General features: G+C 65.5%; 21 protein-coding genes and 1 tRNA gene. 15 read left to right on the top strand and 7 right to left on the bottom strand.

What is annotated here, in order from left to right:
- Positions 1-2 precede the first annotated feature (2 nt).
- The 4 genes from rpsK to rplQ all read left to right on the top strand — a co-directional run bounded on the left by rpsK (position 3) and on the right by rplQ (position 2,608).
- Positions 3-398 carry a 30S ribosomal protein S11 gene (rpsK, locus tag DEIPR_RS02180; RefSeq protein ID WP_013614199.1) on the top strand — a complete coding sequence of 132 codons (396 nt, stop codon included), beginning with the start codon at positions 3-5 and terminating at the stop codon, positions 396-398.
- 166 nt (positions 399-564) lie between these two features.
- Positions 565-1,185, top strand: a complete 621-nt coding sequence (gene rpsD / locus DEIPR_RS02185; RefSeq protein ID WP_013614200.1) for a 30S ribosomal protein S4 — start codon at positions 565-567, stop codon at positions 1,183-1,185.
- A 13-nt stretch (positions 1,186-1,198) separates the two neighbouring features.
- Complete coding sequence (locus DEIPR_RS02190; protein WP_013614201.1) at positions 1,199-2,185, top strand: DNA-directed RNA polymerase subunit alpha; 987 nt, start codon at positions 1,199-1,201, stop codon at positions 2,183-2,185.
- A 72-nt stretch (positions 2,186-2,257) separates the two neighbouring features.
- Entirely contained in the window at positions 2,258-2,608 is a 351-nt protein-coding gene (gene rplQ / locus DEIPR_RS02195; RefSeq protein WP_013614202.1) for a 50S ribosomal protein L17, read from the top strand.
- A gap of 112 nt (positions 2,609-2,720) precedes the next feature.
- On the opposite strand, the gene trxA is transcribed toward rplQ, so the two are convergent.
- Positions 2,721-3,047, bottom strand: coding sequence for a thioredoxin (gene trxA / locus DEIPR_RS02200; protein ID WP_013614203.1), 327 nt, complete (start codon positions 3,045-3,047; stop codon positions 2,721-2,723).
- Positions 3,048-3,194: 147 nt separating this feature from the next.
- On the opposite strand from trxA, the gene DEIPR_RS02205 reads away from it, so the two are divergent.
- From DEIPR_RS02205 to plsX, 3 genes are read left to right on the top strand one after another with little or no spacing between them, the layout of a single operon-like run.
- Positions 3,195-3,566, top strand: coding sequence for a DUF309 domain-containing protein (locus DEIPR_RS02205; RefSeq protein ID WP_013614204.1), 372 nt, complete (start codon positions 3,195-3,197; stop codon positions 3,564-3,566).
- Positions 3,567-3,602: 36 nt separating this feature from the next.
- Entirely contained in the window at positions 3,603-4,247 is a 645-nt protein-coding gene (locus tag DEIPR_RS02210; protein ID WP_013614205.1) for a LabA-like NYN domain-containing protein, read from the top strand.
- A complete protein-coding gene (gene plsX / locus DEIPR_RS02215; RefSeq protein WP_013614206.1) occupies positions 4,237-5,274 on the top strand; it encodes a phosphate acyltransferase PlsX in 1,038 nt (345 codons plus the stop codon). The genes DEIPR_RS02210 and plsX overlap by 11 nt, the downstream gene beginning before the upstream one ends.
- A gap of 12 nt (positions 5,275-5,286) precedes the next feature.
- Here the strand turns inward: plsX and ftsH are convergent, their stop codons facing one another.
- A complete protein-coding gene (gene ftsH / locus DEIPR_RS02220; RefSeq protein ID WP_013614207.1) occupies positions 5,287-7,254 on the bottom strand; it encodes an ATP-dependent zinc metalloprotease FtsH in 1,968 nt (655 codons plus the stop codon).
- A 268-nt stretch (positions 7,255-7,522) separates the two neighbouring features.
- Between ftsH and DEIPR_RS02225 the strand changes: the two genes are divergently transcribed.
- Entirely contained in the window at positions 7,523-7,987 is a 465-nt protein-coding gene (locus DEIPR_RS02225; protein ID WP_041221899.1) for a DUF4384 domain-containing protein, read from the top strand.
- A gap of 95 nt (positions 7,988-8,082) precedes the next feature.
- Complete coding sequence (locus DEIPR_RS02230; RefSeq protein WP_013614209.1) at positions 8,083-8,460, top strand: nucleotide pyrophosphohydrolase; 378 nt, start codon at positions 8,083-8,085, stop codon at positions 8,458-8,460.
- Between the two features lie 5 nt (positions 8,461-8,465).
- Here DEIPR_RS02230 and tsaB read toward each other — a convergent pair whose 3' ends face one another.
- Positions 8,466-9,017, bottom strand: a complete 552-nt coding sequence (gene tsaB / locus DEIPR_RS02235) for a tRNA (adenosine(37)-N6)-threonylcarbamoyltransferase complex dimerization subunit type 1 TsaB (protein WP_013614210.1) — start codon at positions 9,015-9,017, stop codon at positions 8,466-8,468.
- Between the two features lie 153 nt (positions 9,018-9,170).
- Between tsaB and DEIPR_RS02240 the strand changes: the two genes are divergently transcribed.
- Positions 9,171-10,313 (top strand): citrate/2-methylcitrate synthase, encoded by a 1,143-nt coding sequence (locus DEIPR_RS02240; protein ID WP_013614211.1) that lies wholly within the window; start codon positions 9,171-9,173, stop codon positions 10,311-10,313.
- An 87-nt stretch (positions 10,314-10,400) separates the two neighbouring features.
- Here the strand turns inward: DEIPR_RS02240 and DEIPR_RS02245 are convergent, their stop codons facing one another.
- The 3 genes from DEIPR_RS02245 to DEIPR_RS02255 all read right to left on the bottom strand — a co-directional run bounded on the left by DEIPR_RS02245 (position 10,401) and on the right by DEIPR_RS02255 (position 12,010).
- A complete protein-coding gene (locus DEIPR_RS02245) occupies positions 10,401-10,874 on the bottom strand; it encodes a hypothetical protein (RefSeq protein WP_013614212.1) in 474 nt (157 codons plus the stop codon).
- 118 nt (positions 10,875-10,992) lie between these two features.
- Positions 10,993-11,445, bottom strand: coding sequence for a metallophosphoesterase family protein (locus DEIPR_RS02250; RefSeq protein WP_013614213.1), 453 nt, complete (start codon positions 11,443-11,445; stop codon positions 10,993-10,995).
- A gap of 106 nt (positions 11,446-11,551) precedes the next feature.
- Positions 11,552-12,010 (bottom strand): hypothetical protein, encoded by a 459-nt coding sequence (locus tag DEIPR_RS02255; RefSeq protein ID WP_013614214.1) that lies wholly within the window; start codon positions 12,008-12,010, stop codon positions 11,552-11,554.
- A gap of 107 nt (positions 12,011-12,117) precedes the next feature.
- Here DEIPR_RS02255 and DEIPR_RS02260 point away from each other — a divergent pair, with 107 nt between their 5' ends.
- The gene (locus DEIPR_RS02260; protein ID WP_083801524.1) at positions 12,118-13,812 is read left to right on the top strand and encodes an outer membrane protein assembly factor BamB family protein; all 1,695 of its coding nucleotides are present in this window, start codon (positions 12,118-12,120) and stop codon (positions 13,810-13,812) included.
- Positions 13,813-13,895: 83 nt separating this feature from the next.
- On the opposite strand, the gene DEIPR_RS02265 is transcribed toward DEIPR_RS02260, so the two are convergent.
- Positions 13,896-13,971: transfer RNA gene (locus DEIPR_RS02265), tRNA-Ala, on the bottom strand.
- 290 nt (positions 13,972-14,261) lie between these two features.
- On the opposite strand from DEIPR_RS02265, the gene treP reads away from it, so the two are divergent.
- The 4 genes from treP (at position 14,262) to DEIPR_RS02285 (ending at position 19,752) form a co-directional block, all read left to right on the top strand.
- On the top strand, positions 14,262-15,740 hold the full coding sequence (gene treP, locus DEIPR_RS02270) for a PTS system trehalose-specific EIIBC component (protein ID WP_013614216.1): 1,479 nt from the start codon (positions 14,262-14,264) through the stop codon (positions 15,738-15,740).
- Between the two features lie 98 nt (positions 15,741-15,838).
- Positions 15,839-17,527, top strand: coding sequence for an alpha,alpha-phosphotrehalase (locus tag DEIPR_RS02275; RefSeq protein ID WP_013614217.1), 1,689 nt, complete (start codon positions 15,839-15,841; stop codon positions 17,525-17,527).
- A 68-nt stretch (positions 17,528-17,595) separates the two neighbouring features.
- Entirely contained in the window at positions 17,596-19,104 is a 1,509-nt protein-coding gene (gene guaB / locus DEIPR_RS02280) for an IMP dehydrogenase (RefSeq protein WP_013614218.1), read from the top strand.
- A gap of 3 nt (positions 19,105-19,107) precedes the next feature.
- Positions 19,108-19,752: a site-2 protease family protein gene (locus DEIPR_RS02285; protein ID WP_013614219.1), complete on the top strand. Its 645-nt coding sequence runs from the start codon at positions 19,108-19,110 to the stop codon at positions 19,750-19,752.
- Positions 19,753-19,812 lie beyond the last annotated feature (60 nt).

The following is a 19,812-nucleotide window of genomic DNA, read 5'->3' on the forward strand; positions in this document are numbered from 1 at the left end:
CCATGGCGAAGACCACCAAAGGCAGAGCGCCCCGCCGCAGCCGCCGCAGCATTGCCGCCGGCCGCGCCTACGTGCATGCCAGCTACAACAACACCATCGTCACCATCACCGACCAGGACGGCAACTCCGTGGCTTGGTCGAGCGGCGGCACCATCGGCTACAAAGGCAGCAAGAAGGGTACCCCCTACGCTGCTCAGCTGGCCGCTGCCGACGCCGTGAAAAAGGCCCAGCAGTCGTTCGGCATGAACTCGGTGGACGTGATTGTGCGTGGTTCCGGCTCCGGCCGTGAGCAGGCCATTCGCGCCATTCAGGCCAGTGGTATCGAAGTGCGCTCCATCATGGACGACACTCCCGTGCCCCACAACGGCTGCCGCCCCAAGAAGAAGTTCCGCGCCTAAGCGCTACGCGCGGACCCACCTGCCCCGCTTCCCGCTGCGTACCCTATGTAGTGCAGTCAGGCCCACCACAGGCTGAGGAAGCGGCGCTGGCAACTCGCAAAGAGTTCTGGCAAGCAGAGGGCCGCACTGACCGGGGCACCCCGCGTGCCCCATACCAAGGAGAAATATGGGTCGTTTTAGTGGTTCTATCGTCAAGCAAAGCCGCCGTGAAGGAATCAACCTGGCGGAAACCGAAAAGGTGCAGAAGTATCTGGACCGCCGTCCCTACGCACCTGGCCAGCACGGCCAGCGCCGTGGCCGCGGCCGCCCGAGCGACTACTCGGTGCGTCTGCGTGAAAAGCAGAAGCTGTCCCGCCTGTACGGCATGAACGAGAAGCAGTTCCGCAACCTGTTCGAGGAAGCCACCCGTCAGCCTGGCGTGCTGGGCACCGTGTTCCTGCAGCTGCTGGAGCGCCGCCTTGACAACGTCGTCTTCCGCATGGGCTTTGCCAGCACCCGCCGCCAGGCCCGTCAGTTCGTGGGTCACGGTCATATTCTGGTCAACGGCAAGAAGGTGGATATCGCTTCTTACCGCGTCAAGATCGGTGACGAGATCACCGTGGCGGAGAAGAGCCGTTCGATGGGCTTCGTGCAGGAGAATATGGAAGCCATGAAGCGCCGCCGTCCCAGCCCCTGGCTGGAAGTGAATGCCGAGACCTTCACCGGTACCTTCAACCGTCTGCCCGCCCGCGAAGACCTGGCCCTGCCGATCAACGAAAACTTCATCATCGAGTACTACTCGCGCTAACCCTGGAGGTCCCATGGATCAGAAGCGCCCTCAACTCAAAGCCCGCGTCGAAGGAAATTATGGCGAGTTCGTGCTCGAACCACTCAAGCGTGGTTACGGGGTCACCATCGGCAACCCTATTCGGCGCATTCTGATGTCCTCGATTCAGGGTACGGCCGTCACCAGTGTTTACATTGAAGACGTCCTGCACGAGTTCTCGACCATTCCTGGAGTGAAGGAAGATGTCATTCGACTGATTCTGAACCTCAAGGAGCTGGTGGTGAAGTTTCACGCTCCCGGCCCCAAGACCCTGACGCTGCGTGCTCAGGGCCAGGGAGTCATCCGCGCCTCGGATTTCGAAGTGCCCAGTGACGCCGAAATCGTCAACCCGGACCTGGAAATCGCCAACCTGGCCGATGGTGGCCAGCTGGTGATGGAAGTGCGTGTCGAAGAAGGCGAAGGCTACGTGCCCGCCGACAAGCACGCCACCAAGGACCGCATCAATTCGATTCCGGTGGACGCGATGTTCAACCCGGTGCGCCGTGTCGCCTACCACGTGGAAAACACCCGTGTGGGCCGTCAGACCGACCTAGACAAGCTCATTCTGCGCATCTGGACCGATGGCAGCGCCAGCCCCCAGGACGTCCTGGACCAGGCGATTGACATCCTGCGTGAAGAACTGCTGGTCTTCGGTTCCGTAGAGGAGCTGGAAGATAGCGAAAGCAGCGCACTGGACTACACCATTTCTGCTGAGACGGTACAGCCCGAAGCTGAAGTGGCTCCCGAAAGCGCTGCTCCAGCCGAAGAAAGCGTCAGTAGCGGTGAACCCAGTGTCAGCCTGGAAGGGCTGGGCCTGACCACCCGCGTGCTCCACTCGCTGAAAGAAGAAGGCATCGACAACGTGGATGCCCTGTGTGCCCTGAGCGACCGCGACCTGAAAAAGGTGCCCGGCATCGGTGAACGCAGCCTGGACGAAATCAAGCAGCAGCTGGCCCAGTTCGGTAAAGCCCTGCGCGACTGAGTTCCGCCCCGCCACTTACCGGGAATGCCCCGTGTATTGCCCCAAGCCCCTCATCTATAAAGGAGAACTGCTATGCGTCACGGAAGAGCTGGCCGCAAGCTGAACCGCAACAGCAGCGCCCGTACCGCCCTGGCCCGTGCCCAGGCGACTGCGCTGCTGCGCGAAGGCCGCATTCAAACCACCCTGACCAAGGCCAAGGAACTGCGCCCTTACGTCGAGAAGCTGATCACCACCGCCAAGGGCGGCGATCTGCACGCCCGCCGTCTGGTGGCCCAGGACATCCACGACAAAGAAGTCGTGAGCAAGGTCATGGAAGAAATCGCTCCTCGCTACGCCGAGCGCAGCGGTGGATACACCCGTATCCTCAAGACCGGCGTTCGTCGCGGCGACGCCACCACCATGGCCCTGATCGAACTGGTCTAATTCAGACCAAGCTGAGAAAGCTGACCTGCGGGTCGGCCTTTTTTTGGTTTCTGGCCGGTACGGAAAAAAGCCCACCTGTCGGAAGGTGAGCCTGCGGATAGGGTGGGGAGGGTCAGTTGGCAGCTTCGAGGTGCTTGTTCAGCAGGGTCTCGAAGGAGCGCTTGGGCGCGGCGCCCACCATCTGCTCCACCGGCTCGCCGTCTTTGAACAGGATCAGGGTGGGGATGCTCATCACGCGGAACTGTGCAGCCGTGGTGGGGTTCTCGTCCACGTTCACCTTGCCGATTTTGACTTTGCCGTCATAGTCACCGGCGAGTTCTTCCAGCACAGGCGCGATGATGCGGCAGGGACCGCACCAGGGAGCCCAGAAGTCCACCAGCGTCAGGCCGCTGCTGAGTTCGTCCTTGAAGTTGCCGTCTGTCAGTTCAACAGGTTTCATGGCCGCCAGTATAGTCTTTGCTTTCCGGCCGACCGGGTGCCGGGTCGCCTTCTAAGCGAACGCGAAAGTTCGGGCGATGGCCCGGAGCGTGCCTTTTTCGTAAGTTCCATGCCTGGGCTTTGGGCTGCACTTTGATATGACGGGGGTATGAAACCTGGCATGGTGACTTTTCCCGCACGCTGGCAAGCCGGAGCGCAGCTGTTCGCGGCCGGGCAGTGGTGGGAAGCCCACGAGGCCTGGGAGCCCGAATGGCTGCGGGCCAGCGGGGAGGAACGCTACGCCCTGCAGGCGCTGATTCTGCTGGCCGCCGCCCTGCACAAGCGCTGGCGTATGGGCAGCTTGACTGGGCGCAACTTCGTCAAGGCCCAGGCATATCTGTGTCGGCTCTCACCGGGGGCCTTTGGTGTGGACTGGGCGCTTCTGGAGCAGCAGGTGGCGGCCTCCCTGAACGCCGAGTGTCCTGAACCGCTGCCGTGCATCCCGCTCCTGCCCGGCCAGACGCCTTCCGCCTCAGCGTGAATGTGCCCGGTACAATAAAGGCGGAGAGGTTTGGAAATGAATTCACAGCGAATTGCCCTGTTTGTGGACGGGGCCAGTATCTATTCGGCGGCCAAGCGCCTGGGATGGAATTTCGACCACCGCAAGGTGCTGGAATACTTCCGGGAGCGCGGCCGCCTGCACAATGCCTTTTATTACACGGCGTTGCCGGCGCAGTTCGATGACAAACAGAAGCGCTTTACCGACGCCCTGACCTACATGGGGTACACGGTACGCACCCAGCCGCTGCGGGAAACCGTGGATGAGAGCGGTGTCTCCTACCGGCAGACCAGTCTAGATATAGAGCTGGTGACCGACCTGCTGACCGGCCTGGACCACTTTGACGCGGCGGTGCTGATGAGCGGCGGCGGTGGCTTCGAGCGGCCGCTGGAAGTGCTGCGGGCCCGCGGCAAGCGCACCGTGGTGGTGAGCATTCCCGAGATGACCAGCTATGAGCTGCGGAACGCCGCCGACGAGTACCTCGACCTGCGCGACCTGCGGCAGAGGTTCGAGCGGCCCGGCTACCGCCTGCCCAGTGACGGCCGGGCGGGAGCAGAACGGGGTGACGAACGTGACACCTGGGCCGGACGCCCGCAACCAGTCCGGTCCGGGGACCCTCTGGAACGGCTGTCCTACGCTGGGGCGGTGAACCATGAAGGCTGAGCAGGCTTATCCGCTTCCCATCGCGCTGGATGCCATGGGCGGCGACTACGGCGTGGAGCCCAACGTGGCCGGGGCTGTCGCGGCGGCCCGCGCCGGAGTGGCGGTGCTGCTGGTGGGCCGCGAACCGCAGATTCATGCCGAGCTGGCCAAGCACGCGGGCAGCAGCAGTCTGCCAGTGCGGGTGATAGACACCCCGGATGTCATCGGGATGGATGAACATGCGCGGGATGTGCGCTCGCGGCGGGACGCCAGCATCAACGTCTGTACCCGGCTGGTCAAAGAGGGACGGGCCGCTGCTGCCGTAACGATGGGCCACAGCGGCGCGGCGATGGCCTCGGCGCTGCTGACCCTGGGGCGCCTGGGCGGAGTGGAGCGCCCGGCCATGCTGACCCACCTGCCGGCCAAGAACGGCTTCGTCACCCTGCTGGACGTGGGTGCCAACGCCGACGTGAAGCCGGGCTACCTGGCCCAGTGGGCTCTGCTCGCCAGCGTGTATCTGCAGGTGGTGGAAGATCGCCGCGACCCTACCGTGGGTCTGCTGAGCATCGGGGAAGAGGACCACAAGGGCAGCCAGCTGGTGCTGGACGCTCACGCGCTGCTGCGCGGGCTGCACGGCCAGGGCGTGAACTTCTACGGCAACGTGGAAGGCCGCGACATTTTCCAGGGCACCACCGACATCGTGGTGACCGACGGCTTTACCGGCAACGTGGTTCTCAAGCTGGCCGAGGGGGAAGCCAAGGTGCTGCTGGGCTGGGTCAAGGAAGCGCTGGGAAGCAGCCTGAAAGCCAAAGCGGGAGGCCTGCTGGTGCGTGGGGCGCTCAAAGGTCTGGCCAAGCGGCTGAACCCCAGCACCTACGGGGCCAGCCTGCTGCTGGGAGTGAACGGTCTGACCTTTATCGGGCACGGGTCGTCAGATGAGCAGGCCGTCAAGAACTCACTGTTGCGTGCAGCCCGCGCCCACGAATCGGACCTGATGGGCCGGCTGACGGCGGCGACGGCGGCGGCGGCGGCTCAGCGGCCTGGTTGAGCCCCTCAGGCCTCAAGTTGGTGCAGGGCGGGGAGCCGGAGGCGCTGAAGTTCCGGCCTCTCCGTCCAGCTGCCCACCGGCCAGCAGCGCCGAGAACTCCTCACCGCTGAGGCTTTCTCGCTGCAGCAGCGCCTCGGCCACCCGGTGAACCTGCGGCAGATACTCACGGACCAGGCGGACGGCCTGCCCGTGGGCCTGCGTGACCAGGTCCTCCACCTCCTGGTCTATGGTACGGGCGGTGGCCTGGCTCATGGGCAGAGGCTGAGGGCCGCCGCCCAGATAACCGGAGTCCTCGCTGGCCCAGGCAACCTTGCCGGTCCGTTCGCCCATGCCCCACTCGGTCACCATCCGCCGGGCCAGCCCAGTGGCTTGCTGAAAATCGTTCTGTGCGCCGGCCGTGACCTCGCCCATGACCACTTCCTCGGCGGCGCGGCCGGCCAGGGCCACGGTCAGCATGTCCTGCAAGGCGGCGCGGGTCACATGTAGCGTGTCCTTGGCGTCGGGCAGCATGTAGCCAGCAGCCCGGCCACGTGGCACCACGGTCAGCTTGGCGACGCGGTGGGCGTGCGGCAGCAGCTGTGCCGCCAGGGCATGTCCCACCTCGTGGTAGGCGGTGATGCGGCGGTCCGCCTCCTGAATCACCAGGCTGCGGCGCTCCGGCCCCATCAGCACCCGGTCCCGCGCCTCGTCAATATCCGCCATCAGGATACGGGGACGTCCCGACCGCGCCGCCAGCAACGCTGCCTCGTTCAGCAGGTTCTCCAAATCCGCGCCCACCATCCCTGCCGTGCGCCGCGCAATGACGCTCAGGTCCACGCCGGGGTCCAGCGGTTTGGTGCGGGAGTGAACCCGCAGGATTCTCTCCCGCACCGCCGCGTCCGGCGCGTCCACCACCACCTGCCGGTCGAAGCGGCCCGGACGCAGCAGCGCTGCGTCCAGAACGTCCGGGCGGTTGGTCGCCGCCAGGATGATGATGTCCTGCCCTTCGTCGGCCTCCCCCCGGAAGCCGTCCATCTCCACCAACAGCCCGTTGAGCGTCTGCTCGCGTTCGTCGTTGCCGCCCTGCATGCCGGTGCCGCGCTTGCGGCCCACCGCGTCGATTTCGTCCATGAAGATGATGCAGGGGGCCGCTTTGCGGGCCTGCTCGAACAGGTCGCGGACACGGGCGGCGCCCACGCCCACGAACATTTCCACGAAGTCGGAACCGGAAACGGCGAAGTAGGGGACGCCGGCTTCGCCGGCGACCGCCTTGGCGAGCAGGGTCTTGCCGGAGCCGGGAGGACCGACCAGCAGCAGGCCATGGGGAATGCGGGCCCCCAGAGCGCGGTACTTTTCGGGCTGGCGCAGGAAATCCACGACTTCCTGCAGGTCGGCTTTGGCCTCCTCGCAGCCCGCCACGTCCGCAAAGGTGACGCCTACCTTTGCGGGGACAATGACAGAAGCCCTGCTCTTGCCAAAGGCACTGGCCGCCGCACCGCTCTGCTGCGCCCGGATGGTCCGCCACATCACCAGCAGAATCAGCAGGGTAACGGCGACAGGCAGAATCTGCCCCAGCCAGGCGAAACGGGAACGCGACGAGCTGACCGTAAAAGGGACGTTGGCCTCCCGCAGCAGGGTCAGGGTCTCGCCGTCGGGTGGCAGGGCCACCGCTTCGGGACCGGGGCGGTCGCGGACGAACACGGTGGCGTTGCCCGAGCTGCTCAGCATTGCAGAAGTGATTTTGCCGGCCCGCAGGTCCCGCAGGAACTGCTCGGACGTGTAGTGGGGCAGTGCAGTGGTGGCCCCTCCGGACGCTGCTGCGTCGCTGGTCGTCCGCAGAGAAGGGGTTGCGCCGTCTCCGGTCACTTCCTGAAGTTGCTGGGTGGAGGTGGCCGCCGGCCCACAGGCCGCCAGTAGGCCAGTCAGGACCAGCGTGCCCAGAGCAGCCGACCAGCGGGCCGGGCGCCGAGCAGAGACGGGGCGGGCCGGGCGCAGGTGCATGGGGCCAATCTAGAGCATGAGCTGTGTAGGCAATGTCGCCTGAAGCATTTGACAGAATGAATATCTTTTGGGCGCCCGAAGTGGGTGCAAGATATGAGGGCAGGGCGAAGAACGACGGTCCTGCTGACGCTTTTCCAGCAGATATGTCGCCCTGTGAACCGTCTTGCAGTACGGGTGCGAGACGCTCCGGGGGAAGCAGATGCTCCGGGTCAGGTTGCCCCTGAATGGGGGTGGGCTGTGGCTGGCTGGCGGCCGCTATGCTGGAGCCATGTCCAGGCACCTTCTGCTGGCAGTGCTGACGCTCGGTCTGGGAACCGGCCTCAGCTCCTGCACCCTTCAAACCGAGCGCCCCAACCTGGGACTCGATGCCTCGCAGCGCAACCTGATTGCGGGCATCGTCCCGGACCGCGGCGAGGGCGCTGCCTACCGCCAGGGTGACGAGGTGCGCCTGCGCGTCAGCGTGCGCGAGCCCGGTTACCTGACGCTGGTGGCCCGTCAGCCGGACGGCAGTGCTCAGGTGCTGGTGCGGGACGTTTATGTGGACCGCGGCACCACTGTCTTTCCCCGCGCCGGCGACCGCGTGACCTACAACGTGGACGCCCCGAATGGCCTGCAGGTGGTCCGCGCCATCTTTACGCGCATTCGCGCGGGCGGCGGCCTGGCCGTGGACGGCGCGGCACTGACCCAGGCCGACCGTGACGTGCAGGAAACCTACTTCTACATCCTGCGCTGAGCCCTGCGCTGGCCCTGGCCCGCTGGTGTCTTTGCCTGCTGGTGTCCTTGCCCGCTGGTGGGGTCTGTTCGCGTCCAGCAGGTTACCCTAAGCCCATGACCGAATTTTCTGGCATTGCCGGCGCCGACCCCCTGACCTTTGAAGCGGCCAGCCGCCGGGTGGACGCTTTTATCTCGCAGTTCGAGGAAGGTTACTTCCCGCCCCTGCTGATGCAGGCCCGCCTGACCGAGGAAGTGGGCGAGATTGCCCGTGTGATTGCTCACCAGAACGGCAAGACGCCCAAGCCCGGCGAGGAAGTGGGCGACCTGGAAATGGAGCTGGCCGACCTGCTGTTTGTGATGCTGTGTCTGGCCAACGAGAGCGGCCTGAACCTGGAACGTGGTTTTGAGCGGATGATGGCGAAGGTGGAGGGGCGTGACGCCGACCGCTGGACCCGCAGGGCCCCGGCTGAGGCTCCGACCACAGACGGCTGATCCGACTACAGATAGCTCAGGCGCAGTTGTGGCTGGCCCTGCGCCAGCGTGCCGGCTGCGTGGATCAGACTCAGGCCGCTGGGCACAGCGTCCTGCCTCAGTTCTGCACCCCGGTCCTGAGCCAGCGCGGCGAAGTCGGCCTGGGTGTATTTCTCGGGAGGGCTCAGCTCGGTCACGGTGCTTTCCTCTACCCGGTACAGCGCGCCGTACACGTTCTCCTTGCGGGCGTCCAGCGCAGGGGCCTGCAGCCCAGGCTGGCGGGACAGCAGGGCGCACAGGGTGGGCACACCCAGGAGCTCCGCCTGCCATACCCTGGCCAGAGCCAGGGCGTAGCTGGCCCCAATCCTCACGCCGGTATAGGAGCCTGGCCCACTGCCGATGACCAGCCGCTCGGCGCGGAAGTCCAGTCCTGCTTCTGCGAAGAGTGCCTGAACGCTGCCCGGTAGGCGCTCGGCGTGGGCACGTTCGATACGCTCGGTGCTCTCCAGCTCGCCGCCCGGCCAGCGGAGGGCCAGGGTCAGGTAAGGGGTGGAGGTGTCCAGCGCCAGAGTAATCACGCAGGCCAGTGTACCTGCCGGGCGGCTGAAAGGCGGAGGTGGCTGGAGGTGTTGTCACTGCTGCAGGAACTAGGAAGGTGGGGCAGTGGGACGCCCATTTTGTGGCCTGTGTGGTGGGGGAAAATGGAGCGGAGGTGCTATGGTGAACGCACTATGACCCAAAATCAAGACATTGCCAAAGGGCTCGAAGGGGTCCGTTTTACGGAGAGCAAGCTGACGTTCATCAACGGTCAGGAAGGCATTCTGACCCACCTGGGGATTCCGATTCAGGAGTGGGCCGAGAGCAGCACCTTCGAGGAGCTGAGCCTGGCTCTGCTGCTGGGCCGGCTGCCCAATGCCCAGGAGCTGGCCGAGTTCGACGCCGAGCTGAAGGCCAACCGTGAAATCCCCGCGCAGCTGCAGGACGTGATTCGCGCCATGCCGCAGGGCGCTGTGCCCATGCAGGCGCTGCGGACGGCCGTGTCCTACCTGGGCCTGCTGGACGAGCAGTCCGAAGACATCACCCCCGAAGCCCGCCGCGCCATTTCGGTGCGCCTGATTGCCCAGATGGCCACCATTATCGCGGCGATTCAGCGTGCCCAGAGCGGTAAGGACATCGTGCCTCCCCGCGCCGACCTGACCCACGCCGGCAACTTCCTGTACATGCTGAACGGCTCCGAGCCCACCACCGAGCAGGCCCGCCTGTTCGACATTGCCCTGATTCTGCATGTGGACCACGGCATGAACGCCAGCACCTTCACCGCTATCGCCACCTCCAGCACCCTGAGCGACATGTACTCGGCCATCACCAGCGCTATCGGTGCGCTGAAGGGCCCGCTGCACGGCGGCGCCAACGAGCAGGTCATGGTGATGTTGGACGAGGTAGGCAGCCCCGACAAGGCCGCTGAGTACATCAACAAGAAGCTGGACAACAAGGAAAAAATCATGGGCGTGGGGCACCGCGTGTACAAGAACTTCGACCCCCGCTCCCGCGTGCTGCGCGACTACGCGGCCCTGGTGGCCGACAAGGAAGGCAAGAGCACCTACTACCAGATTCTGGAGCAGATCGAAAAGACCGTGGTGGACCGTATCGGTGACCGTGGTATTTACCCCAACGTGGACTTCTACTCGGGCACGGTGTACACCGACCTGGGTATCGCAAAAGAGTACTTCACCCCGATTTTCGCCCTGGCCCGGATCAGTGGTTGGTGCGCTTCGGTGATCGAGTACACGGCCGACAACCGCCTGCTGCGCCCCAGCTCGGTGTATACCGGCGAGTCGGACGCTCACTACGTTGCCATGCAGGACCGTCAGTAAGCGCCGGCGGAAGTTCCCTCAAGCAGGAAAGGAGGAGAGGTCAGGGCACCTAGCCCTGGCCTCTCCTTTGGCCTACTGTGCCCGTGCTTAAGCGGTCATGGCGCCGGCGCTGTTCACGGCACTTTCCAGGCTGTTGAACACTTCAGCTTCGAAGCGGTGCAGGTGGGTGGACAGCCGCTGTACGTCGGCCGGGCCGGTGCCGCCCAGCCAGATCACCGTACGGCCCACAATGGCGAAAGTGCCCGGAGTGTCGTCTTCGGCTTCTTCCTCTACCGGGTCCAGCAGCAGCGTGCCGAAGTCCAGCGTCTGATTCATCAGGTTGAGGCCCATCAGCGAGTCGGGCAGCGAATCTTCTTCCACGAAGATGTCCAGCGGCATGTGGGCCCGCACCAGCACCTCGCCTTCGCCGCCGCGTGTCACGTCCAGCACGATACGGTGGTCACCGACCTCGACCAGCGCGCCATCGTCCAGCCAGTCCGCCTGTAAGCCCAGCTGGCGCAGCGCCGTGACCAGGTCCTCGGTAAGCGGGCTGGAAGCGTGGGCGGCCGGGTGAAGCGTCATGTGGCAGAGTATATCGGCTGCCCTGTGACCGTGACTGTGCCCGTGACCGTGACTGCGCCCCTGGCTGCAACCGGCAGGCTGAATTCAAGCAGGCCAGTCCGGTCCAGATTCGCAGAGGTCACAGATGAACGGGCGTCACGTCCAGGCTGGGCAGGTCCAGCCACGCGCAGGCCACCGGTAGGCTGAAGCGCCGTGGACCCACCGACCCAGGATTCAGGTACAGCACTCCACCTTCCCGGCGCTGCTCGGGTCGGTGGGTGTGGCCGAAGATGACGGCGTCTATTCCTGCAGCCTGCGGGGACAGGTCCAGGTCGTCCAGGCGGTGCAGTAGGTACAAAAAGCGCCCGCCCGCCTCTATCAACTCCGTGGCCGGCAGGTCGCTCAGCGAAGAGGAGGTGTCCACATTGCCGCGCACTGCGTGGACCGGCCCTGTGGCCGCCTGCTGCAGCGCTGAAAGCACCTCGGGCTTGCCCACGTCGCCAGCGTGAATCACCAGCTCGGCCTGTGGCAGCAGCGCCAGCACCTCGGGCCGCAGCAGGCCGTGCGTGTCGGAAAGAACAAGGGCTCGCATATCTGCCCAGTGTAGCCATGTGTGCAGGACAGCCCCGCCCGCCACCGGCCAAACAAGCAGGGCAAAAAAAAGCCCCCCTGGCAAGGGGAGCGGGAGAACCAGCGGCTTAGAGGCGGCTGCGGATGGCGCGCAGCGAATCGCTGTCGGCCCAGGCCATGCCCTGGCTGACATAGGCGCTGGCAGCGGCGCGGTCACCGCGTTGCAGGGCCAGGTAGGCCAGTTTGGCGGCGCTCAGGCTGGCCCACTGGCGCTCGGTGGCGTTCAGGTCGCTCATGGCGCTCCAGGTGTTGTAGGCGTTGATCCACCACTGGGTCTTGGTGTACAGCTGTGCCAGGTAAGCCTGGTAGTCACGGTTGCCGGGCTCCATGCGGCTGGCACCGTAGGCGCTGTCCACGCTGGCCTTCCAGAGGGTGCGGTCATAAAAGGCTTGGGGGTAAGCCACGTCCGCCTGCACGGCGTACTCCTGGGCTTGGCTGTACAGGTCGGCGGCGGTGGCGGGAGCCTGCTGGGCCTGAGCGCCAGCGGCGCCCATCACCAGGGCAGTCAGCATCAGAGTCTTTTTCATAACTGCCCTCATCTTAGGCGGCTAGGCTGGAAAGCGTCCACCTTACCGGCTGCCGCTTCAGGCTCTGCCCACACCAGCTGAAGACTCGCTCAAGGAAAAACTAGAATATGAGACATCTACGAGAAAAAGTGATAAAAGTTACGATACTCCTGCTGTCCAGTCTGCTGCCGGTGGCCCATGCTCAGGGGACTGGGCCTCAGCTTGCCGGAGCTCAGGGCGGCCGTGTCCAGGCTTCCGCCGGGCAGGTTCCCGTCTGGACGGCGAATGTCGGTGCCCTATCCGGAGCGGCCAGTGTGGAGCGCGGTGCGGTGGTGCTGGGCGAGGGACGGCAGGTGTACCGCATCGGCGCAGCCGGCGAGGTGCTGTGGAAAGCGTCGCTGGGCGACATGGGGAGGGCCTTTCCGATCGTGCGCCCGGACGGCTCGCTGCTGGTGGCGGCCTACGACGACCGGCTGTACGCGCTGAGCGCAGCAGGGCAGCCGCTTTGGAACACCCGGCTGGATGGAGACATCTTCGCCAGCCCGGCGCTGTTGCCGGACGGCTCGGCGGCGGTGGCCACGGCTGGAGGCAGCCTCTACCGCATCGGTGCAGGCGGTGAGGTGCTGTGGAAGGCGTCGCTGGGGTCACCGGGGTATTCGAGCCCGGCGGTGGGCCAGGACGGTCACATCTATTTGGGGTCACAGTCGGGCCGGGTGGCTGCCTTTGACCAGAGTGGGAAACTGCTGTGGACCTTCCAGGCCGGGCGCTCGGTGTTCAGTTCGCCGGCCCTGGACGCGGCGGGCAACCTGTATTTCGGCTCGGCGGACCGCTTCTTGTACTCGCTGACCCCGCAGGGCGAGCTGCGCTGGCGCCAGCCGCTGGGCGGGTTCGTGAACGCCAGCCCGGTCGTGACGGCGCGGGGACAGGTGGTGGTGGGTAGCTTTGCGGGCGAGCTGAACGCCTATGGGCTGGACGGTACCCCGGCCTGGAGTTACCCGGCGGGCGCGGCTATCACGGCGCCGGCCACCGAGCTGTGGAACGGTGACCTGCTGGTGGGCGACCTGAGTGGGGTGCTGCACCGGGTGACCGCAGGTGGACAGCCGGTGAGCCGCGACGACCTGGGCGACCGGATAGACACTCCAGTCACGGCGGCGGATGACGGCACCTGGCTGGTGGTGGTGGACGGAGCGCTGCGGGCCTACGCCGGGGGCTGGCCGCAGGCGGCAGGGCCGTGGTCGTCGTTCCGGAGTACGCCTCAGGGGTGGGGCCGGGTGCCCAGTGAAGGTGAGCAGGCGGCCTTTGCTGCCCGCCGCAGCCAGACGGCGGCCCCGCTGGAAGCGGCCCTGGCACAGGCGGGGCAGCCGGTCCCGACCTCGGCTCAACCTCCACAGGCACAGGCACAGGCACAGGCACAGGCGCCGGCACCGGCTCCAGCTGCACCAGTCGCGTCGTCCAGCCTCCCAGTGCCTCCGGTGGCAACTGTGCCCGCTCCGGCCGCGACAGGTCAGCCGCGCCTGATTGGTGGGCGGGTCCATCTGCCGCTGCCGGCCCTGGCGGCGGCTTACGGGCTGGAGCTGAGAACCGCGCCCGTGCAGGACGGACAGGGCCTGCGTGCAGAGCTGAGCCGGGGTGAGCAGCGCTGGTCGCTACCGGCCGCGCTGGTGGGGGGCGTGCCCTACGCCAGCATTGGCGAGCTGGGGCGGCAGCCTGGGGTGCGCGTGGGGACCTCGGCGCAGGGCCTGAACGTGGAGTGGGCCGGACAGCCCCTGCTGTGGCCGCTGAACTGGGTGGAGCTGTACGCCAACCCGTTGCCCCGGCCCTGAGCCTGCTCCGGCAGCAGAACTCCTGGGTTCTTACAAAAGCGTTCCCCGCCTCCGGTACTGGAAGGCGGGGAACATTTTGTCTGTGGTGGAGTTAAGGGGATTCGAACCCCTGACCTCGTCATTGCGAACGACGCGCTCTCCCAGCTGAGCTATAACCCCGGACATCTCCCTCAGTTCTTTCTGAAGGGCACCAGAAAATCTAGCACCTCTTAGCGCCGCCGGCAAGCTGCAGCGGCTGGGGATGAAGCTGGACCGGCCAGCGGTATACTGACCTCTACTTTTTTCCCTGACGATTGAGCTCACGGCATTGGCCGTGCAGTCAGCCTATGGCTGGATGGCTGGACCTTATGGGTTCAAGAGCCAAGACTAACCTGTATAGCTCATCTTTTTCCGCCCCTTGTCTCAGCTTTCATACAAAATCTCAGAACCTGTGCAGATGAAGGAGTGCCATGACCCAGAACTACGCCCAAGATGCCCAAACGCTGCTTCAGTTGGTTGGCGGGCCCGGCAATATCAGCGCTGTGACCCACTGCATGACCCGTATGCGTTTCGTGCTGGTGGACCCGGCCAAGGCCGACATCAAGGACATTGAGGCCCTGCCCTCGGTGAAGGGGACCTTTACTCAGGCCGGACAGTTTCAGGTGGTCGTTGGCAACGGAGTGTCCGACTTTTACAACGAGTTCACCCGGGTGGCCGGCGTGCAGGGCGTGTCGGGCGAGGCCGCCAAGGAAGCCGCCAAGCAGAACCAGAACCCCCTACAGCGCGTGATGACCAACATTGCCGAGATTTTCGCGCCGATTATTCCCGCGATTATCGTGGGCGGTCTGATTCTGGGCTTCCGCAACGTGATTGGCGAAATGCGGGTGTTCGGCGACGGAACGCAGGCCCTGACCGAGCTGAGCCAGTTCTGGAACGGCGTCAACTCGTTTCTGTGGCTGATTGGTGAAGCCATCTTCCACTTCCTCCCGGTGGGCATCGTCTGGTCTATTACCCGCAAGATGGGCACCACCCAGATTCTGGGCATCGTGCTGGGGCTGACGCTGGTGTCGCCGCAGCTGCTGAACGCCTACTCGGTGCCCACCACGGCCCCCGGCGACGTGCCTTTCTGGGACTTCGGCTTCGCGCAGCTGCCGATGATCGGGTATCAGGCGCAGGTGATTCCCGCCATCCTGGCCGGCTTTACCCTGGTCTATCTGGAGCGGTTCTTCCGCCGCATCACCCCGCAGGTGGTGTCCATGATCGTGGTGCCGTTCTTCGCGCTGCTGCTATCGGTCATCATTGCGCACGCGGTGCTGGGCCCCATCGGCTGGACCATCGGCGGGTGGATTTCGGGCGTTGTCTCGGCGGGGCTGGCATCCAGCTTCAATGTGCTGTTTGCGGCGCTTTTTGGCTTCCTGTACGCTCCGCTGGTCATCACCGGCCTGCACCACATGACCAACGCCATCGACCTGCAGCTGATCGCGGATACCGGCGGGACCAACCTGTGGCCCATGATCGCGCTGTCCAACATCGCGCAGGGCTCGGCAGTGCTGGCGATGATCTTCCTGCAAAAGCGTGACACCCAGGCCAAGGAAGTGAGCGTGCCGGCGGCGCTGTCGTGCTACCTGGGCGTGACCGAACCGGCCATGTTCGGCGTGAACCTCAAGTACGTGTTTCCCTTTTTCGCGGCCATGGCCGGCTCGGCGCTGGCGGGGATGTATTCCATCGCGACCGGCGTGGTCGCCAACTCCATCGGGGTGGGGGGGTTGCCGGGCATCCTGTCCATCAAGGTGCCGTCCATGCTCAACTTCGCCGTGGCAATGCTGATCGCCGTGGTGGTGCCGTTCATCATCACCTGGGTGGTGGGCAAGCAGCGCGGTCTGGACAAGGTGGGCGCGGTGGACTCGGTGCAGGCTGATGGCCTCCAGATGCCCACACCGCGTGGCTGAGGCTTGAAGCTTTCTTTCTCGCTGCGGGCCGGGCTCGGACACTTTTTCCGGAGAACCCTGGCCCGCGCTTTTTTCCCTATCCCCACCCAGGAGGCCCCATGCATCCCTTAGATGACAGTCCCCAGCACGCCACGGCACTGCGTGATTTCCGCCAGAGCGTGATTTACCAGATTTATCCCAAGAGCTTTCAGGATTCGGACGGCGACGGCCTGGGCGACCTGCCCGGGGTGAGTGCCCGGCTGGATTATCTGCAGGCGCTGGGGGTGGATTACCTGTGGCTCACGCCCTTTTTCGTGTCGCCGCAGCGGGACAACGGTTACGATGTGGCCGATTACCGCCGGGTGGACCCCCGCTTCGGCACGATGGCCGATGTTGAGGCCCTGATTGCCGGGGCCCGGGCCCGCGGCATGGGTGTGATGCTGGACATGGTGTTCAACCACACCTCCACCGAGCACGAGTGGTTCCAGCGCGCGCTGGCCGGCGAGCGGGAATATCAGGAGCGCTACATCTTCCGTGCCGGGTCGCCGGAGCAGCCGCCCACCAACTGGCAGAGCAAGTTCGGCGGCTCTGCCTGGGCCTGGGCTCCCGAAGTGGGGCAGTGGTATCTGCACCTGTTCGACGTGACCCAGGCCGACCTGAACTGGGACAACCCCGCCGTGCGCCGCGAGTTGCAGGACGTGGTGCGCTTCTGGCTACAAAAGGGTGTGGCCGGGTTCCGCTTCGACGTGGTGAACCTGATTTCCAAGCCGGACGTGCTGGAGGACGACCCTGCCGGCGACGGTCGCCGCTTTTACACGGACGGCCCACGGGTACACGAGTACCTGCACGAATTGAGCCGCGAAACCGGGCTGGCGCAGGCGGTCACGGTGGGGGAGATGTCGTCCACCAGCGTGGAGCACTGCATCCTGTACACCCAGCCGCAGCGCGGCGAGCTGAACATGGTGTTCAACTTTCACCACCTGAAGGTGGACTACGCGGGCGGCGACAAGTGGACGCTGATGCCGCCCGATTTTCTGGAGCTGAAGCGGATTCTGTTCGGCTGGCAGCAGGCCATGAGCGACGCGGGCGGCTGGATGGCGACATTCTGGGGCAACCACGACCAGCCCCGCCCCGCCTCGCGCTTTGGCAGCGACGACCCCCGGTACCGCCCGGCGGCGGCCAAAATGCTCGCCACAGCGGGCCTGCTGCTGCGCGGCACCCCGTACATTTTCCAGGGCGAGGAGCTGGGGCTGCCCAACACCCGCTTCGGGTCCATCCACGATTACCGCGATGTGGAGAGCCACAACGCCTACGCCATCATGCGGGAGCGTGGCCTGACGGACGCGCAGGCGCTGGACGTGCTGGCGGCGCGCTCCCGCGACCAGGCCCGCACCCCGATGCGCTGGACACCGGAAGGCGGCTTCAGCACCGCTGTGCCCTGGCTGGCTGACCCGCACGCCGGAGCCAGTGGCCTGAGCGTGCAGGAGCAGCTGGCCGACCCGCAGTCGGTACTGCACCACTACCGCGCCCTGATTGCGCTGCACCACCAGCCGCTGTTCGCTTACGGCGAGATAGAGCCGCTGCTGCCCGAGCATGAACAGCTGCTGGCCTACCGGCGTGTGGCCGGCGATGAAGCCGCGCTGGTGCTGTGCAACTTCTCGGCTGCAGAAGTCGCGGTGCCGCTGGACCTGCCGGACGGGGCCGGGCTGCTGCTGGGCAACTTGCCAGACGCAGCGCCCCGTGTGGCGGAGGGCCAGGGCACACTGACCCTGCGCCCCTACGAGGCCGTGGTCTACCGGCTGAGCTGAGCCGCCCCGGCCCGGAGTCCGGAAGCAGTGCACCATGACCCGCCGGGGCAGCGGGTACACTGACCTGCATGACTCAGGAGCCTACGCCCGCTTACGACCCCGCCGACCAAGAGGCCCGCTTCGGGTACAAATTCGGGCAGGAGGGCATCACCTTCGATGATGTTCTGCTGACCCCCCGGCACTCGCAGGTGCTGCCCAGCGACGTGGATATTTCCGCGCAGCTGACCCGGCGTATCCGGCTGAATATTCCGTTTATTTCGGCAGCGATGGATACCGTGACTGAAACCCAGATGGCCGTGGCCCTGGCCCGCGAGGGCGGCATCGGCGTGATTCATAAGAACATGCCGGTCGACGTGCAGGCCGAGATGGTGCGCAAGGTCAAGCGCAGCGAAAGCGGCATGATTACTGACCCCATCACCCTGCCGGCCACCGCTACCGTGGCCGACGCCGACCGGCTGATGGGCGAGTACAAAATCAGCGGCGTGCCGATCACCGACGCGGCGGGGCGCCTGCAGGGCATCATCACCAACCGCGACATGCGCTTTGTGGACGACCTGAACACGCCTATTCAGGACGTGATGACCAAGGAGGAGCTGATCACCGTGCCGGTGGGCACCACGCTGGAGCAGGCCCGCGAAATCTTTAAGGGACACCGCATCGAAAAGCTGCTGGTCACCGACGAGGAGGGGCACCTGCGCGGCCTGATCACCATCAAGGACCTCACCAAGCGCATGAAGTACCCGAGCGCCGCCAAGGATGACCTGGGCCGCCTGCGCGTGGCCGCGGCCATCGGAGTAAGTGCCGACCTGATGGACCGGGCAGCGGCGCTGGTGGCGGCCGGCGCCGACGTGCTGGTGCTGGACAGCGCGCACGGGCACTCGCAGGGCATTCTGAACGCGCTGGAACGGGTCAAGTCGCAGTTCGACGTGGATGTGATTGCCGGGAACATCGCCACCCGTGCCGGCGCCCGCGACCTGATTCTGGCCGGTGCCGACGCAGTCAAGGTGGGTATCGGCCCCGGCAGCATCTGCACCACCCGCGTGGTGACGGGGGTGGGCGTGCCCCAGATTACGGCCATTTTCGAGGCCAGCGCCGCGGCGATGGAAGCGGGCATTCCTGTGATTGCCGACGGCGGGATCAAGCAGACCGGCGACGTGCCCAAGGCACTGGCGGCCGGCGCCAACGTGGTGATGATGGGCTCGGCCCTGGCCGGCACCGACGAGGCCCCCGGCGAGACGGTGCTGCGCGACGGCCGCCGCTACAAGTCCTACCGCGGCATGGGCAGCCTGGGCGCAATGGGCGAAGGCAGCTCGGACCGCTACTTCCAGAGCGGCACCCGCAAGTTCGTGCCCGAAGGCATCGAAGGTATCGTGGCCTACCGGGGCACGGCGGGCGAGGTGCTGTATCAGTTCGCGGGTGGCCTGAAGTCCAGCATGGGCTACTGCGGCGCCGCCGACCTGGACGCCCTGCGCCGTGACGCGCAGTTCGTGCGGATTTCGGGAGCCAGCCTGGTCGAAAGCCACCCGCACGGCGTGACGATTACCAAAGAAGCGCCCAACTACGGCGGGGGCCGCTGAGCGGTGGGATTGCTGTCGCTGCTTCAGACCGACCCGGTCGCCTTCGTCATCACGGCGCTGGCCCTGATGATGGCGCTGGCCTTCCACGAGTTCGCGCACGCGTGGACCGCCGACCGCTTCGGTGACCCGACGCCGCGCTCACAGGGCCGGGTCACGCTGAATCCGCTCAAGCACCTCGACCCCTTCGGCACGCTGCTGCTGCTGCTGGCAGGTTTCGGGTTCGCCAAGCCGGTGATGGTCAATATGAGCCGGCTGGGCCGCTGGCAGAACTTCTGGGTGGCGGCGGCGGGGCCGCTCAGCAATATTCTGCTGGCCGTACTGGCAGGGCTGGTGCTGCGTTTCCTGCCGCCTGAGCTGTTCTTCGGGGCAAACTTGCAGGAACTGACGACGCTGGGCCAGGTGCTGCTGGTGTTCTTCTCGCTCAATGTGGGCCTGGCCGTCTTTAACCTGCTGCCGATTCCCATGCTGGACGGCAGCCGGATTCTGTCGGGCTTGGTGCCGCCCCTGGGCCGCGCCCTGATGGAATTTGAGCGCAGTCCTCTTAGTTTTGTGGCTGTGATGGGCTTTATTCTGCTGTTCCAGGGCCAGCTGGGCCAGTTCCTGAGCCGGGTGCGCGAATGGGCGCTGGGTCTGGTGTTTGCCTTCTAGAGCGGTTGGCAGGGAGGGAGCGCCTATTCCCACATCGGTCCAGTCGGGCCTGCGAAACTG

It is taken from the genome of Deinococcus proteolyticus MRP (assembly GCF_000190555.1).
Taxonomy (GTDB): Bacteria; Deinococcota; Deinococci; order Deinococcales; family Deinococcaceae; genus Deinococcus; species Deinococcus proteolyticus.

Excerpts from the sequence above, each read along its gene's own strand:
- DEIPR_RS02245 (WP_013614212.1), bottom strand. The coding sequence starts at position 10,874 with ATGACGCTTCACCCGGCCGCCCACGCTTCCAGCCCGCTTACCGAGGAC.
- trxA (WP_013614203.1), bottom strand. The coding sequence starts at position 3,047 with ATGAAACCTGTTGAACTGACAGACGGCAACTTCAAGGACGAACTCAGC.
- DEIPR_RS02230 (WP_013614209.1), top strand. The coding sequence starts at position 8,083 with ATGACCGAATTTTCTGGCATTGCCGGCGCCGACCCCCTGACCTTTGAA.
- DEIPR_RS02210 (WP_013614205.1), top strand. The coding sequence starts at position 3,603 with ATGAATTCACAGCGAATTGCCCTGTTTGTGGACGGGGCCAGTATCTAT.
- rpsD (WP_013614200.1), top strand. The coding sequence starts at position 565 with ATGGGTCGTTTTAGTGGTTCTATCGTCAAGCAAAGCCGCCGTGAAGGA.
- guaB (WP_013614218.1), top strand. The coding sequence starts at position 17,596 with ATGACTCAGGAGCCTACGCCCGCTTACGACCCCGCCGACCAAGAGGCC.
- rplQ (WP_013614202.1), top strand. The coding sequence starts at position 2,258 with ATGCGTCACGGAAGAGCTGGCCGCAAGCTGAACCGCAACAGCAGCGCC.
- DEIPR_RS02225 (WP_041221899.1), top strand. The coding sequence starts at position 7,523 with ATGTCCAGGCACCTTCTGCTGGCAGTGCTGACGCTCGGTCTGGGAACC.
- DEIPR_RS02240 (WP_013614211.1), top strand. The coding sequence starts at position 9,171 with ATGACCCAAAATCAAGACATTGCCAAAGGGCTCGAAGGGGTCCGTTTT.
- rpsK (WP_013614199.1), top strand. The coding sequence starts at position 3 with ATGGCGAAGACCACCAAAGGCAGAGCGCCCCGCCGCAGCCGCCGCAGC.
- treP (WP_013614216.1), top strand. The coding sequence starts at position 14,262 with ATGACCCAGAACTACGCCCAAGATGCCCAAACGCTGCTTCAGTTGGTT.
- DEIPR_RS02250 (WP_013614213.1), bottom strand. The coding sequence starts at position 11,445 with ATGCGAGCCCTTGTTCTTTCCGACACGCACGGCCTGCTGCGGCCCGAG.
- ftsH (WP_013614207.1), bottom strand. The coding sequence starts at position 7,254 with ATGCACCTGCGCCCGGCCCGCCCCGTCTCTGCTCGGCGCCCGGCCCGC.
- DEIPR_RS02275 (WP_013614217.1), top strand. The coding sequence starts at position 15,839 with ATGCATCCCTTAGATGACAGTCCCCAGCACGCCACGGCACTGCGTGAT.
- plsX (WP_013614206.1), top strand. The coding sequence starts at position 4,237 with ATGAAGGCTGAGCAGGCTTATCCGCTTCCCATCGCGCTGGATGCCATG.
- DEIPR_RS02255 (WP_013614214.1), bottom strand. The coding sequence starts at position 12,010 with ATGAAAAAGACTCTGATGCTGACTGCCCTGGTGATGGGCGCCGCTGGC.
- DEIPR_RS02205 (WP_013614204.1), top strand. The coding sequence starts at position 3,195 with ATGAAACCTGGCATGGTGACTTTTCCCGCACGCTGGCAAGCCGGAGCG.
- DEIPR_RS02260 (WP_083801524.1), top strand. The coding sequence starts at position 12,118 with ATGAGACATCTACGAGAAAAAGTGATAAAAGTTACGATACTCCTGCTG.
- DEIPR_RS02190 (WP_013614201.1), top strand. The coding sequence starts at position 1,199 with ATGGATCAGAAGCGCCCTCAACTCAAAGCCCGCGTCGAAGGAAATTAT.